Origin of the sequence: Williamsia phyllosphaerae (assembly GCF_014635305.1) — a bacterium.
Classification (GTDB): Bacteria; Actinomycetota; Actinomycetes; order Mycobacteriales; family Mycobacteriaceae; genus Williamsia_A; species Williamsia_A phyllosphaerae.
This window is the reverse complement of sequence record NZ_BMCS01000003.1, coordinates 358,417-372,087: the sequence shown is the minus strand read 5'-3', so window position 1 is coordinate 372,087 and position 13,671 is coordinate 358,417. Positions and strand designations below refer to the sequence as shown.

Sequence of the window (13,671 nt, the reverse complement as noted above, 5' to 3'; positions counted from 1 at the left end):
TCTGCCCAGTCTACGGAAAGCAGGGGTCCCCGCGGCTCCGCCGTCACGTGTCGTGGCCCACCGTGGCGGAGTTCACCGCACCGGGACGAGTGCCGCGATCGCCTCGACGTGATGGGTCATGGGGAAGGCGTCGAAGCCCTCGATCTCGACCGGTCGGTACCCGAGCTCGCGATAGGTACCGAGGTCGCGGGCGAAGGTGGCGGCGTCGCAGCCGATGTGGACGACCAGTTCGGGCTCCGCGGCACAGATGGTGCCGACGACCCCGCGCCCGGCGCCCGAGCGCGGCGGGTCGACCACGACGATGTCGGGCGCGTCGAGGGTGTCGAGGGCGTCGGCGACGGGTGCCCGGACGATCCGCACCCGGTCGTCGCCGGCGAACGTGGCCTCGGCCGCGGTCACCGCGGCCGTGTCGGCCTCGACGACCAGGACCCGATCGAGACCGTCGAGTTCGTCGACGAGCTGCCCGGCGAACACACCGACACCGCCGTAGAGATCCCAGGCGACGCGCGCGGACGGCGCGTAGGCCTGCGCCATCGAGACGACGGTGGCCCCGTACCGGGTGGGTGCCTCGCGGTGGGCCTGCCAGAACGCGGTGACCGGCAGATCCCAGCGCCGGTCGCCCACACGGTGCACGGCCATCGCGTCACCGGCGATGACCGTCTCGACGCTGCGGGGTCGCACCGCACGCGAGCGTTGGGCGCGGCCGCGATCGCCGCTGTAGGACCGGTTGCTGCGTCGACGTCCCTGACGGTCGCGAGACCGACGGTCGGTGGGCTCGGGCGGCCCCGACGCGGTGATCTCGGTGAGATGCCGCGCCCCATCGGCGTCGAGGACGACGACGAGCTCGGAGCCGGGACGGTACCGGTGGGCGGTGAGGTCGGCGAGCAGCCCGTCGACCGGTTGCGCGCAGTCGACGCCGACGACGATCGCGTCGGAGGCGTGCACGTGCGTGCCGGGGGTGCCGGTGGCGTCGACGCCCATCCGGACCCGGGTGCGCCACCCGGAGGGTGCGCCGAGCGAGCGGACCGGGACCTCGAACTGCCCGGTCTCGAATCCGCCGACGCGTTCGAGCAGATCACCGACGACAAGGCTCTTCATCGACCGGGCGTGGGTGTCGTCGACGAACGACAGGTCGCAGCACCCCGCGCCGGCGGCGGCGGCGGGACAGAGCGGATCGATGCGGTGGGGTGAGGGATCGAGGATCTCGATCACGCGGGCGTGGCAGAAGGACGGTTTGCGCGCGTCAGTCACCTCGACGAGCACACGCTCGTCCGGGAGTGCGTTGCGCACGAACACCGCGCGTCCGTCGTGGCGTCCGACCACCACGCCGCCGTGCGCCGCGCGCAGGCCGTCGATCTCGAACCGGTCCCCCGCGGTGACCGTTGCCTGCGGCCGCTGCTCGCTCATGTGTCGGCCGGTCCGGAGGGACGGTCGCCGGGAACCACTCCGCGGCGGGTGTCGCCGGGTGCGTTGTAGACGCGATCACGGTTCTTGCGACGGTCCGACGAACTGAGCTGCCACGGCACCGAGGTCACCATCACGCCCGGCTCGAACAGCAACCGGCCCTTGAGTCGCAGCGCCGACTGGTTGTGCAGGATCTGCTCCCACCAGTGGCCGACGACGTACTCGGGGATGAACACGGTGATGACGTCGCGGGGCGATTCACGCCGTAGGCGACGCACGTAATCGATGACCGGACGGGTGATCTCGCGGTACGGCGAGGCGATCACCTTGAGCGGGATGGAGATGTCGCTGCCCTCCCACTCGGCGACCAGACGCCGGGTGTCCCGGTCGTCGACGTTGACGGTGATGGCCTCGAGATTGTCCGGACGGGTCGCCCGCGCGTAGGCCAGGGCCCGCTTGGTCGGTAGGTGCAGCTTGGACACCAGCACCACCGAGTGCGTCCGGCTGGGCAGGATTGTCTCGAAGTCGGTGTTGTCGAGCTCGGTCTGCACCGACGCGTAGTGCCGGTGGATGAGCTGCATCAGGATGTAGATGGCGACCATCGTGACGATCGCGATCCACGCACCGGCCAGGAACTTGGTGATGAGCACGATGATCAGCACCGTGCCGGTCATCATCAGACCAATCGAGTTGATGACCCTTGATCGCTGCATGCGGTTGCGCGCGCTCGGGTCGGTCTCGGTGCGCAGGTGTCGGGTCCAGTGCCGGACCATGCCGATCTGGCTGAGGGTGAACGACACGAACACGCCCACGATGTAGAGCTGGATCAGCGCGGTGACCTGGGCTCCGAAGGCCGCGACGAAGATGATGGCCGCGATGGCGAGGAACAGGATGCCGTTGCTGAACGCCAGCCGGTCGCCGCGGGTGTGCAGCTGGCGCGGCAGGTAGCGGTCCTGCGCCAGCACCGAGCCGAGGACCGGGAAACCGTTGAACGCGGTGTTCGCGGCGAGCACGAGGATGAGGGCGGTGACGATGGTGATGAAGTAGAAGCCGGGCGTGAAATCGCGGAACACGGCGTGCGCGAGCTGCGCCACGAGCGACTTCTGTTGGTAGTCGGCTGGCGCACCGGTCAGGTCCTTGGCCGGGTTCTCCACGTACTTCGCACCGATCTTCTGTGCGAGCACGATGATGCCCATCAGCAGGACGACGGCGATCCCACCGAGCAGCAGCAGGGTGGTCGCGGCGTTGCGCGACTTGGGCTTCTCGAAGGCGGGGACGCCGTTGCTGATGGCCTCGACACCGGTCAGTGCCGCACATCCGGACGAGAAGGCACGTGCGATCAGGAACACGAACGCGATGCCGACGAGGTGGGAGTTCTCGGCCTTCACGCCGAAATCGGCGGTGTCGGAGGACACGTCGGTGCCCAGGATGAAGATCTGGACGAAGCCCCAGATGAGCATGACCACCATGCCTGCGATGAACGCGTAGGTGGGGATGGCGAACGCGGTGCCCGACTCGCGGATGCCACGCAGGTTGATGCTCGTGATCAACACGATGGCCGCGATGCAGAACAGCACGCGGTGCTGCTCGACGAACGGGATCGCCGAACCGATGTTCTCCGCGGCCGAGGAGATCGAGACCGCAACGGTGAGAATGTAATCCACCAGCAGGGCACTGCCCACGGTCAGGCCGGCTCGGGGCCCGAGGTTGACTGTCGCGACCTCGTAGTCACCGCCGCCCGAGGGGTAGGCGTGCACGTTCTGCCGATAGCTGGCGACCACGACGACCATCACCACCGCGACGGCCAGACCGATCCACGGCGTGTAGGTGTAGGCCGAGAGTCCCGCGACCGAGAGGACCAGGAAGATCTCCTGCGGCGCGTAGGCCACCGAGGACATCGCGTCCGAGGCGAACACCGGTAGCGCGATGCGCTTCGGCAACAGCGTGTGTCCGAGTTTGTCGCTGCGGAACGGGGTACCCAGAACCATCCGCTTCGTTGCGACGGACACCTTCGACATTCGGGACACGTGGCAACCATAGGGCGTGGTGAGTCCCCGGGCGACGCGGGGCGGTACGGTTCGATGCGCAGGTCGAAGCGCCTACCGAGGAGGCCGCAGGTGCGGGTTGTGATCATGGGGTGCGGGCGGGTCGGATCGTCACTGGCCCTCGCTCTCGAGGACAAGGGACATTCGATCGCCGTCGTCGATCGTGACGAGTCGGCGTTCCGTCGTCTCGGTCCCGGGTTTCGCGGGACGACGGTGCGTGGGGTGGGCTTCGACCAGGACATCCTCCGGTCGGCGGGCATCGCCGAGGCCGACGCGTTCGCCGCGGTCTCCTCCGGCGACAACTCGAACATCATCGCCGCGCGGGTGGCCCGCGAGACCTTCGGTGTCGAGAAGGTCGTCGCCCGGATCTACGACGCCAAGCGCGCCGCGGTCTATGAGCGTCTGGGCATCCCGACCGTCGCCACCGTCCCCTGGACCACCCAGCGGTTCGTCGCCGCCCTCGGCGAGGGCAGCCCCGCCAACGCGTGGAAGGACCCGTCGGGCTCGGTGATCGTCACACTGATGGCCTTCCACGAGTCCTGGATCGGCCAGACGGTCAAGGCCTTCCAGGAGGAGACCGGCGCCCGGGTGGCCTTCATCAACCGGCTCGGCAACGCCCTGCTCCCCGAGCCCCGCACGGTGTTGCAGCAGGACGACAACGTCTTCGTCGCGGTGCTGCGCGACAACCGCGACAACGCCTCGGCGATCGCAGGCGCGCAGCGGGACGCCGGCGCGTGAACATCTGTGAGACCCGGGTGCGCGGCACCCGGTCGATCCGTCCGTCCGTACGCGGCAACGCCCCAACCGAAAGAACACGTCGATGAAGGTGGCCATCGCCGGAGCCGGAGCGGTCGGACGCTCGATCGCCCGCGAACTGCTGAGCAACTCCCACGAGGTGATGCTCCTCGAGCGTCAGCTCGACCACATCGACCCCTCGGCCGTTCCGGGTGCGAGTTGGGTCAACGCCGACGCGTGCGAGCTCGACAACCTCGAACAGGCACAGCTGCAGACCTACGACGTGATGGTCGCCGCGACCGGTGACGACAAGGCGAACCTCGTCGTCAGCCTGCTGGCCAAGACCGAGTTCGCCGTGGGACGCGTGGTGGCCCGCGTCAACGACCCCCGCAACGAGTGGCTCTTCGACGAGGCCTGGGGCGTCGACGTAGCGGTGTCCACCCCCCGCATCCTGGCGTCACTCGTCGAGGAGGCGGTGTCGGTGGGTGACCTGGTGCGGCTGATGACCTTCCGACAGGGTCAGGCCAACCTGGTCGAGATGACGCTGCCGCCCAACACGCCGTTCGCGGGCAAACCCGTGCGCAAGTTGGACCTCCCGCGGGACGCCGCCCTGGTGGCGATTCTGCGGGGCGGACGCGTGATCGTGCCGCAGTCCGACGATCCGGTCGAGGGGAACGACGAGCTCGTGTTCATCGCGCCCGCCGACGTCGAGGAAGCCCTGCGCGAGGCGATCCTCAATCTCTAGAGGCGATCTCGCCGCTCGGCTCGGAATCGGCGTCGATGGCCTCGGGGGCGCGCACCGACTCCTCGATGCGTTCGGCCCGGCGCACCAGTAGCACCGTCGCCAGTGCCGCCAACGCGGTCAGCGGCCAGCCCATCCCGATGCGCGCCGCGGCGAGTAGGCCGGTCTGGTCCGAGTCGTAGAGGAAGGACTGGACCAGGTACCGCACCCCGAACAACGCGGCCCAGATGGCGGTCGCGATGTCGTAGGCGATCAGCGTCCGGCGGTGCTTGCGCCAGGCGGTGCCGTTGGCGTTCACCACGTTCCAGATCACGCCGACCAACGGCCACCGCACCACGATGGACACGACGAACACACCCGCGTACAGCAGCGACGTCCAGATGCCGAACAGGAAGAAGCCCTTGGCATCGCCGGTGCGATGCGCGATGAACACACAGATCGCGACACCGAAGAGTCCGGACACCGCCGGTTGGATCGGCTCCCGACGGACTAGTCGGAACGCGAGGACCACGACGGCAACCGCGACGGCCGCAACGATGGCCGGGGTGAGATCGAAGATCGAGTTGACCGTGACGAACACGACGATCGGAACCGTCGAGTAGATCAGACCGGCGATGCCGCCCATCTGTTCGAGCAGGGTCGGGGCGACCCGTTCGACCTCCGTCGTCACCGTCGGGTCGGGCTCGGGATCAGTCGTCACCGAGAAGCTCGTAGTACGGGTTGTAGATCACCTTCGCGCCGTCCTTCTCGCCCAGACGACCGCGCACGGTGAGCTTGCGGCCGGGCTCGATGCCCGGGATGCGGTTGCGCCCGATCCATTTGAGGTTCACCACGTCGGTGCCGTCGAAGAACTCGGCGACCACACCGGTCTTGGCTGCCTTGGAACAGGTCTGCACGGAACGGAGCTCGCCGAGCATGCTGACCTCTTCACCGCGCGCGCAGTCACACGCACGCTGGGCTCCGGTCGCCTGCGACTCCTCGGAGATCTTCTCGGCGTCGAGCTGCTCGAGATCCTCGGTGAGCCTCTTGGTGAGGCGTTTGAGGTATCCGGCTGCGGTCATCTCCACCCTTTCGGTGCCTTCGGCACTGGGGCTGCGGTGCCCCTCTTGCGCCAGCGTAACCCCCGCCCACGCAACCCACCACCTGCGGGGCAGGATCGCGGTATGACCGACTCCGACACCGTGTCCGCGGCCACCGGTCCGAGGCCATCTGCCCTGGTCGCGCTGCCGGGGACGGGATCCGACGCCGACTATGCCCGGCGGGCCTTCGCGCCGGCCGCGCAGTCGCTCGGGGTCGAGTTGATCGCGGTGGACCCGGCGGCCGACGGCATCGAGGCGGGGTACCGGCGCGCACTCGACACCGCGGCCGCGCAGCACCGACACCTACTGGTCGGCGGGGTGTCGATCGGGGCGTGCGTGGCGCTGGACTGGGCCGTCGACGACGACCGATGCGTGGGTGTGTTCGCGGCGCTGCCACCGTGGCTGGACTCCGCTCGCGGCGCCCCGGCGTCACACAGCGCGCGGGTCACCGCCGAGCTCATCGACCGCCTCGGCCTCGACGGTGCGATCGCCCACATGGTGGCGGGCAGTCCCGCATGGCTCGGTGCGGAACTGGGTCGGTCGTGGTCGGCGATCGGCCCGGCGTTACGCGCCCACCTCGACGAGGCCGCGGGCCTGACCATCCCGACCCGCGACCGGATCGCCGCGCTGCGGGTGCCGTTGATCGTCACCGCAGCCGCCGACGACCCGGTGCACCCGATCGCGGTGGCCCGGCGGTGGGCGCATCATGCGCCGAATGCGGTGCTGCGGTCGGTGACCCTCGAGCAGTGGGGTGCCGACGCGTCGATCCTCGGACGCGAGAGCGTCCTGGGGTGGCTCGCCGTCACCGAGGGCTCGAGCGCCCCGCGGCCTCAGCGCCCCTGACGACGACGCAGGCGCTGAAGAGCCGATCCGGAGGAGCGACGAGTCGGCTCCGGATCGGGTTCGGGTTCCGGCTCGACCTCCGCGACGGGCTCGGCGTCCGGATCGGGCTCGGCGATCACCTGGGCGCGGGCGATCTGCTCACGCGCACCCTCACCCTCGGTCAGCGAATCGATGACCAGCTCGTCGGCGGGCGTCGGCTCCTCCACGCCCGACGCCTCCGCCGAGGAGTCGTCGGTCTCGCCGGCCATGTGCTCCTGGGCCGCGGCCACCTGCTCGGCCAACACCGGAGGCAGGATGACCGGCAACGCGTCGCGCGGGGGGTGCGGGTCGGAGCCGCGGCGCACGACCGACTCGCTGAGAACGGCACGGGCGACCGGGGCCAGGTCGTCGGCGGACTCGGGCGGACCGCTGCACACGCAGCGCACCATCCACCGTGGTCCGTCGACTCCGATGAAGCGGTGCACCGCCCCGGGGACGGCCGCGACGACCTCGCGGCCCCAGTGCCCGTCCTCGATCGCGGTCTCGGCCCCTTCGGTCCGCAGCGACTCGACGAGTTCACCCACGACCTCACGCCACATGCCCGGCGACCGTGGTGCGGCGAAGGCGGCGACGCTGATCCGTCCGTGCGGCGTCACGAGGTACACCGCCTGCGGCTGGTGGTCTGCGGTCATCTCCACGGTCACCTGTCCGCCCTCGACCACCGGGACGAGCACGGACCCCAGATCGAGATGGGAGTTGCCCAGGTCGATCTCGGACGCGAGGTCCTCGATGTCGTAGGGACCGCGTCCGGCGCCGATCTCCTCGGCGGGTCCGGAAGCCGAACCCGCAGCGGGCTCGACGTCGGTGGTGTCCTTGGAACGGGATCCGCGTCGCGCGGCCATATCTCCTCAGCCTTCTTCGTCCGGGGCGGGTCGGTCGGTCCCCGACAGCAGCGCATGTCCGCCACTGGAACCGTAACCGCCTGCTCCCCTGCTGGTCTCGTCGAGTGAATCCACCTCGACGAATTCCGGTAACTCGACCCGCTGCACGAGCAGCTGCGCGATCCGGTCGCCTCGGGCGATCGAGATCGGCTCGCTCGGGTCGAGATTGATCAGACACACCTTGATCTCGCCCCGGTAGCCGGCGTCCACGGTCCCCGGGGTGTTCACGATCGACAGTCCCGCGCGGGCCGCGAGACCGGAGCGGGGATGAATCAGTCCGACCGTCCCCGCCGGCAGCGAGATCGCGATGCCCGTGGGCACCAACGCACGAGTTCCCGGCGCCAGGACGGTGTCGACGGCACTGCACAGGTCGACACCCGCATCACCGGGATGGGCGCGCACGGGGACGGGGATCGTGGGATCGAGTCGCCTGAACGCAACCGTCCCCACCTGCACATCGACTGCCACGAACGCAGACTACGCTGGAGCGGTGGCTTCGTTTTCATCGACCGACGCGAGGAATTCCCCGCCGGTCACCGACCGTTTCAACGAGCGTCTGCGTGTCCCGTGGTGGTGGTGGTTGGCCGGGGCCGTCGTCGTCGGCGTGTTCGGGTACGAGTTGCAACTCTCGCTGCACAAGGCGTCGTGGAGTGCCGTCGTCTACGTGATCCTGGCCGTGCTCGGCGCCTGGATGCTGTGGTCGATGGGACGGGCGCAGATCCGGGTGAGCCCGGACGGTGAACTGTTCGCGCACAAGGCGCATCTGCCCGCCACGGTGATCACGCGGGCGGCCACCATCCCGGCGACCGCCAAGAGTTCGGCGCTCGGACGGCAGCTCGACCCGGCCGCGTTCATGATGCATCGCGCGTGGGTGAAGACAATGGTCCTGCTCGTCCTCGACGACCCGGACGACCCGACCCCCTACTGGCTGGTCAGCACCCGTCGCCCGGGCGAACTCATCGCCGCGCTCGGGATGCCCGACGCCGCGGCGACCGACGAGGCCTGACGTCCGACCCGCGGAAACGACGATGCGCCGACCCGCCCGTGGGCGGATCGGCGCATCACCGGTGAGTCGATCAGGCGCAGTCGACGCAGATGCGTGAGTTGCCGTTCTCCCGAGCCAGACGGCTGCGGTGGTACACGAGAAAGCAACTCGTACAGGTGAACTCGTCGGCCTGCTTGGGGACGACACGCACCGAGAGTTCTTCGCCGGAGAGATCTGCTCCCGGCAGTTCGAACGACTCGGCGGTGTCGGCTTCGTCGACGTCGACCGACGCGGCCTGAGCCTCGCTGCGACGTGCCTTCAATTCCTCGAGGGAGTCCTCGCTGAGGTCCTCGGTCTCGGTGCGACGTGGGGCGTCGTAATCAGTTGCCATGGGTTTCCGCCTTAACTTCAATACTTCCGACTCGCGCTGCCGCTCGGACAATTCGCTTCGCGTCCGACGGCGCCATCACTGCCGTCGACCCGGTTTCTTCGAGTCGGCCGCTCTGCCCCAACACAACGACGGTTATGGGCATTTTGTTGCCCCGGCGGAGCGGAACTTCAGTGATGTCTGCCACACCCGGCGAAACCGTGTTTCTGTGGCTGGAACCCGGGGAGCGGGCGAAGCGTAGCGCAATGGATTCGCAGGGTCAACAGCGAGTCGCAGGGTGGTGCGGAGCACGTGGCGTTTAGAGTGTGATGCGCTGCCCCGGAAGGTGTCGACACGACGATGTCGGCCACGACGACGTCGCGGGCGCGGCCGACTCTTCCGGAAGGATGTCAGACCCGTGGTTTCGCAGATCACCACCGGATTCCCCACCGACGATCACGGACGGCCGTTCCGACGTCGCCGCTACATACCGTTCGCCATCGCGACGGTCGTGCTGCTCGTCGCGGGCATCATCATCTGGGCGAGCGCGCTGGCCGACGGGGACGACTCGTCGGTGATCACCGCCTGCAATCAGCCGCCGGCACCCTCGGCCGCACCCTCGGCGTCGGGGGCCCCGAGCTCCGCGGCCGCCGCCCCGTCACTGACGACCGTCCCTGCGGCCGACCTGATCGACGTGGCCCCCGGTGCGCTGTCCACCTTCCAGGTGCGGGTGCTCAACGCGTCGGCACAGCGGGGTCAGGCACGAACCGTGCTCGACGACCTCACCTCGCAGGGGTTCACCCCCGCCACCGACACCCCGTACGCCGACGACACGGTCTACGACCAGAACCTCGCGTGTGTGGGACAGATCCGCTTCGGGCAGGCCAGTCGTGCCGCCGCCGCCGCGCTGTGGCTGGCCGAACCGTGCGCCGAGCTGATCGACGACGGTCGCAGCGGCGCGGTCGTCGATCTGGTGCTCGGCACCGGGTTCACCAGCAAGGAACAGTCTCAGGACGCCCAGGCCGCCCTCGAGTCGCTGCGGTCGGCCGACCCCAAGAACCCCAAGACCGGCGCCGATCCGGCCCTGGTGCGCGCGGTGCACAACTCGTCCTGCTGACCACGGCGTCGTCCCACGACGCGGTTCAGGGCAGCGAGCCCAGCGCGCCGATACGTTCGAGCAGGTCGGTGAACTCGGTGGCGATGCCGGGTGCGACCGCCATGGTCACCGCACCGTCGTATCCCCTCGTCTCGGGCCCGGGCACCGTCACGACGGCCCCCGCCTCCTCGGCGATCAGCGCGCCGGCGGCCCAGTCCCACGGGTTGAGTCCGTGTTCGAAGTGCGCGTCCACCGACCCCGACGCAACCATGCACAGGTCGAGTGCGGCGGATCCGACACGCCGCAGGTCGCGAACCCGTGGGAGCAGTTCGGCGATGACCGCACCCTGCGCGCGCCGACGATCCTCGTCATAGCCGAACCCGGTCGCCACCAACGCCAGTGCCACCGAGGAGACGTCGGTGCAGCGCAACCGGGTCGGTCCCGATCCGTCGTCGCGGAACGCACCCGCACCCCGCGTCGCCGAGTAGGTGACCCGACGGGCCACGTCGACCACGGCACCGGCGACCGAGACGCCGTCGACCTGCGCGCCCACCGACACCGCATACGCAGGGATCCCGTAGAGGAAGTTGACCGTGCCGTCGATAGGGTCGACCACCCAGCGCACCCCCTCGGGCACCTCCAGCGTGCCGCCGTCCTCCTCGCCCAGGACGGTGTCGTCGGGTCGCAGGCGGGTCAGCGCCGCGCGGATCAGGGTCTCGGTCTCTGTGTCGGCCACGGTGACCGGGTCGGTCGGGGTGCTCTTGGTGCTCACCGACGACGACTGTGGCGGGGCCCCGGCGTCGTCGAACAACTCGCCCCGGCGGACGCGGGCGTGGTCGGCGGCGGTCTCGGCGATCTCGATGGCGATGGCGGTCAGTTCCGCGGCGGATGTCACCGGACAACCTCAACACACGATGCACCGCGGTGTCGCCGCCGCCCGGTGCGGACCGTCCGCTGCGGGTGGGCCGTATCGCCGACAGCGAGCGGTGCGCCGACGGCATGACTAGCCTTGAGCGCGTACCGGAGTCGGACGATCGCATGGAGGACCCACGTCATGTCGCAAGCCGCCAGTCCGGGTGCGGACGCACCCATCACCGACACGCTCGGACGCGCCTTCGGCGTGGACGTGGGCGGGTCCGGCATCAAGGGCGGCATCGTCGATCTCGACACCGGTGAACTCGTCGGTGACCGGTTCAAGGTGCTCACCCCACAGCCGTCCACCCCGGCCGCGGTCGCCGGCGGCATCAAGGAGGTCGTCGACCACTTCTCCTGGGACGGCCCGGTCGGGGTCACGCTGCCCAGCGTCGTGTCCGGGGGTGTCGTGAAGACCGCCGCGAACATCGACAAGGGCTGGATCGACAGCGACCCCTACGCCCTGCTGGCCGGTGTGCTCGGCGACCGTCCGCTCGCGGTCCTCAACGACGCCGACGCCGCCGGCATGGCCGAGGACGCCTACGGCGCGGGCAAAGACGCCAAGGGCATGGTCATGCTGCTGACCTTCGGGACCGGCATCGGTTCGGCGATCCTGTTCCACGGCAAGCTGCTGCCCAACACCGAACTCGGACACATGGAGGTCGGCGGCAAGGAGGCCGAGCACCAGGCGTCGTCGAAGATCAAAGAGGACAACGACTGGTCCTACGAGAAGTGGGCCGGGCACGTGTCGACGGTGCTCACGGCCTACGAGAACCTATTCTGGCCTGATCTGTTCATCGCGGGCGGCGGCATCAGCCGCAAGGCCCACAAGTGGATCCCGCACCTGTCGAACCGCACCCCGGTGGTGCCGGCCACGCTGCAGAACACCGCTGGGATCGTCGGTGCCGCGATGGCCGTCAACGCCCGCCTGAGGGTCTGACCCTCACCCGATCCACGCAGGTCGACGGCGTCGGCCGGGGTCGGCGGGCGTGGTGTGGAGACCGAGTGGCCCGGGAATCGTTACAATGTGTCAGTCGGCACCCGTTGCCGGCCCTCAAGTCCCCGCTCCGCCGAGGTGATCGCTCGGTGTGAAGCCACATGTTTGAAGTCTGTGAAAGGTCGTACGTGGCAGCCACCAAAACTCGCCAGGAAACCGAGAGCGAGTCACAGGACGTGACCGCACCGGTGCCGGCGAAGAAGACCTCGGCCCGCAAGGTCGCCGCCAAGAAGGCACCCGCGAAGAAGGCCCCGGCCAAGAAGGCCGCGCGCAAGGCCGTCGCGAAGAAGGCGCCCGCCAAGGCGGCCGACGGCTCGGCGCCCGACGAGGCCGACGCCTCGACCATCGACGACATCGACGCACCCGAGGGTGAGATCGATGCCGAAGAGATCGTCGTCGACGATGTCGAGGTCGATGACGACGACGACACCGCGACCGCCAAGGTGAAGCCGGCCGCGAAGGCCGACGCCGAGGAGATCGAGGAGCCGACCGAGGAAGACAAGAAGTCCGGCGACTTCGTCTGGGACGAGGACGAGTCCGAGGCCCTGCGCCAGGCGCGCAAGGACGCCGAGCTCACCGCCTCGGCCGACTCGGTCCGCGCCTACCTGAAGCAGATCGGCAAGGTCGCCCTCCTCAACGCCGAGGAGGAGGTCGAACTCGCCAAGCGCATCGAGGCCGGACTCTTCGCCACCGAGCGGATGCGTCGCATCGCCGACGCCGGCGAGAAGCTGACCGTGGCCCAGCGTCGCGATCTGTCCTGGATCTCCCGTGACGGCAACCGCGCCAAGAACCACCTGCTCGAGGCCAACCTGCGACTCGTGGTGTCGCTGGCCAAGCGCTACACCGGTCGCGGCATGGCGTTCCTGGACCTCATCCAGGAGGGCAACCTCGGTCTGATCCGCGCGGTCGAGAAGTTCGACTACACCAAGGGGTACAAGTTCTCGACGTACGCCACCTGGTGGATCCGTCAGGCCATCACCCGCGCCATGGCCGACCAGGCCCGCACCATCCGCATCCCGGTGCACATGGTCGAGGTCATCAACAAGCTCGGTCGCATCCAGCGCGAACTCCTCCAGGACCTGGGCCGCGAGCCCACCCCCGAGGAGCTCGCCAAGGAGATGGACATCACGCCCGAGAAGGTGCTGGAGATCCAGCAGTACGCGCGTGAGCCCATCTCGCTCGATCAGACCATCGGCGACGAGGGCGACAGCCAGCTCGGTGACTTCATCGAGGACTCCGAGGCCGTCGTGGCCGTCGACGCCGTGTCGTTCACCCTGCTGCAGGATCAGCTGCAGTCGGTGCTCGAGACGCTGTCCGAGCGCGAGGCGGGCGTGGTGCGTCTGCGGTTCGGTCTCACCGACGGCCAGCCGCGCACGCTCGACGAGATCGGCCAGGTCTACGGCGTGACGCGTGAGCGCATCCGTCAGATCGAGTCGAAGACGATGTCGAAGCTGCGCCACCCGTCGCGCTCGCAGGTGCTGCGCGACTACCTCGACTAGTCACACCCGTCCAGACGACGCAGCCGCCCCGGAGATCCTCCGGGGCG

The 13,671-nt window shown here is 69.1% G+C and carries 15 protein-coding genes; 7 read left to right on the top strand and 8 right to left on the bottom strand.

What is annotated here, in order from left to right; genetic code table 11:
- Positions 1-72: 72 nt before the first annotated feature.
- Positions 73-1,407 (bottom strand): class I SAM-dependent RNA methyltransferase, encoded by a 1,335-nt coding sequence (locus tag IEV93_RS20285; RefSeq protein WP_188492401.1) that lies wholly within the window; start codon positions 1,405-1,407, stop codon positions 73-75.
- Positions 1,404-3,431 (bottom strand): APC family permease, encoded by a 2,028-nt coding sequence (locus tag IEV93_RS20280; protein WP_188492400.1) that lies wholly within the window; start codon positions 3,429-3,431, stop codon positions 1,404-1,406. The genes IEV93_RS20285 and IEV93_RS20280 overlap by 4 nt, the downstream gene beginning before the upstream one ends.
- Positions 3,432-3,521: 90 nt before the next feature.
- Here IEV93_RS20280 and IEV93_RS20275 point away from each other — a divergent pair, with 90 nt between their 5' ends.
- Positions 3,522-4,187 (top strand): potassium channel family protein, encoded by a 666-nt coding sequence (locus tag IEV93_RS20275; protein ID WP_188492399.1) that lies wholly within the window; start codon positions 3,522-3,524, stop codon positions 4,185-4,187.
- 82 nt (positions 4,188-4,269) lie between these two features.
- Entirely contained in the window at positions 4,270-4,929 is a 660-nt protein-coding gene (locus IEV93_RS20270) for a potassium channel family protein (protein WP_188492398.1), read from the top strand.
- Here the strand turns inward: IEV93_RS20270 and IEV93_RS20265 are convergent.
- Both IEV93_RS20265 and IEV93_RS20260 read right to left on the bottom strand, forming a co-directional pair.
- The gene (locus tag IEV93_RS20265) at positions 4,919-5,626 is read right to left on the bottom strand and encodes a DUF3159 domain-containing protein (RefSeq protein ID WP_229705362.1); all 708 of its coding nucleotides are present in this window, start codon (positions 5,624-5,626) and stop codon (positions 4,919-4,921) included. The two genes, IEV93_RS20270 and IEV93_RS20265, sit on opposite strands and share 11 nt — an antisense overlap.
- Complete coding sequence (locus IEV93_RS20260) at positions 5,616-5,987, bottom strand: OB-fold nucleic acid binding domain-containing protein (RefSeq protein ID WP_188492396.1); 372 nt, start codon at positions 5,985-5,987, stop codon at positions 5,616-5,618. The genes IEV93_RS20265 and IEV93_RS20260 overlap by 11 nt, the downstream gene beginning before the upstream one ends.
- Positions 5,988-6,089: 102 nt before the next feature.
- Between IEV93_RS20260 and IEV93_RS20255 the strand changes: the two genes are divergently transcribed.
- Positions 6,090-6,848: an alpha/beta hydrolase gene (locus IEV93_RS20255; protein ID WP_188492394.1), complete on the top strand. Its 759-nt coding sequence runs from the start codon at positions 6,090-6,092 to the stop codon at positions 6,846-6,848.
- On the opposite strand, the gene IEV93_RS20250 is transcribed toward IEV93_RS20255, so the two are convergent.
- Together IEV93_RS20250 and dut are read right to left on the bottom strand one after the other, a co-directional pair.
- Positions 6,836-7,729: a DUF3710 domain-containing protein gene (locus IEV93_RS20250; protein WP_188492392.1), complete on the bottom strand. Its 894-nt coding sequence runs from the start codon at positions 7,727-7,729 to the stop codon at positions 6,836-6,838. The genes IEV93_RS20255 and IEV93_RS20250 overlap by 13 nt on opposite strands.
- Positions 7,730-7,735: 6 nt before the next feature.
- On the bottom strand, positions 7,736-8,236 hold the full coding sequence (gene dut / locus IEV93_RS20245; RefSeq protein ID WP_229705361.1) for a dUTP diphosphatase: 501 nt from the start codon (positions 8,234-8,236) through the stop codon (positions 7,736-7,738).
- A gap of 22 nt (positions 8,237-8,258) precedes the next feature.
- On the opposite strand from dut, the gene IEV93_RS20240 reads away from it, so the two are divergent.
- Positions 8,259-8,774: a DUF3093 domain-containing protein gene (locus tag IEV93_RS20240; RefSeq protein WP_188492390.1), complete on the top strand. Its 516-nt coding sequence runs from the start codon at positions 8,259-8,261 to the stop codon at positions 8,772-8,774.
- Between the two features lie 70 nt (positions 8,775-8,844).
- On the opposite strand, the gene IEV93_RS20235 is transcribed toward IEV93_RS20240, so the two are convergent.
- A complete protein-coding gene (locus IEV93_RS20235; protein WP_188492388.1) occupies positions 8,845-9,144 on the bottom strand; it encodes a DUF4193 domain-containing protein in 300 nt (99 codons plus the stop codon).
- 394 nt (positions 9,145-9,538) lie between these two features.
- On the opposite strand from IEV93_RS20235, the gene cei reads away from it, so the two are divergent.
- Positions 9,539-10,237 (top strand): envelope integrity protein Cei, encoded by a 699-nt coding sequence (gene cei, locus IEV93_RS20230; RefSeq protein WP_188492386.1) that lies wholly within the window; start codon positions 9,539-9,541, stop codon positions 10,235-10,237.
- Between the two features lie 25 nt (positions 10,238-10,262).
- Here cei and IEV93_RS20225 read toward each other — a convergent pair whose 3' ends face one another.
- Entirely contained in the window at positions 10,263-11,111 is an 849-nt protein-coding gene (locus tag IEV93_RS20225) for an inositol monophosphatase family protein (protein WP_188492384.1), read from the bottom strand.
- A gap of 159 nt (positions 11,112-11,270) precedes the next feature.
- Between IEV93_RS20225 and ppgK the strand changes: the two genes are divergently transcribed.
- Together ppgK and IEV93_RS20215 are read left to right on the top strand one after the other, a co-directional pair.
- On the top strand, positions 11,271-12,068 hold the full coding sequence (gene ppgK / locus IEV93_RS20220; protein ID WP_188492382.1) for a polyphosphate--glucose phosphotransferase: 798 nt from the start codon (positions 11,271-11,273) through the stop codon (positions 12,066-12,068).
- A gap of 185 nt (positions 12,069-12,253) precedes the next feature.
- Positions 12,254-13,624, top strand: coding sequence for an RNA polymerase sigma factor (locus tag IEV93_RS20215; RefSeq protein ID WP_229705360.1), 1,371 nt, complete (start codon positions 12,254-12,256; stop codon positions 13,622-13,624).
- Positions 13,625-13,671: the final 47 nt, after the last annotated feature.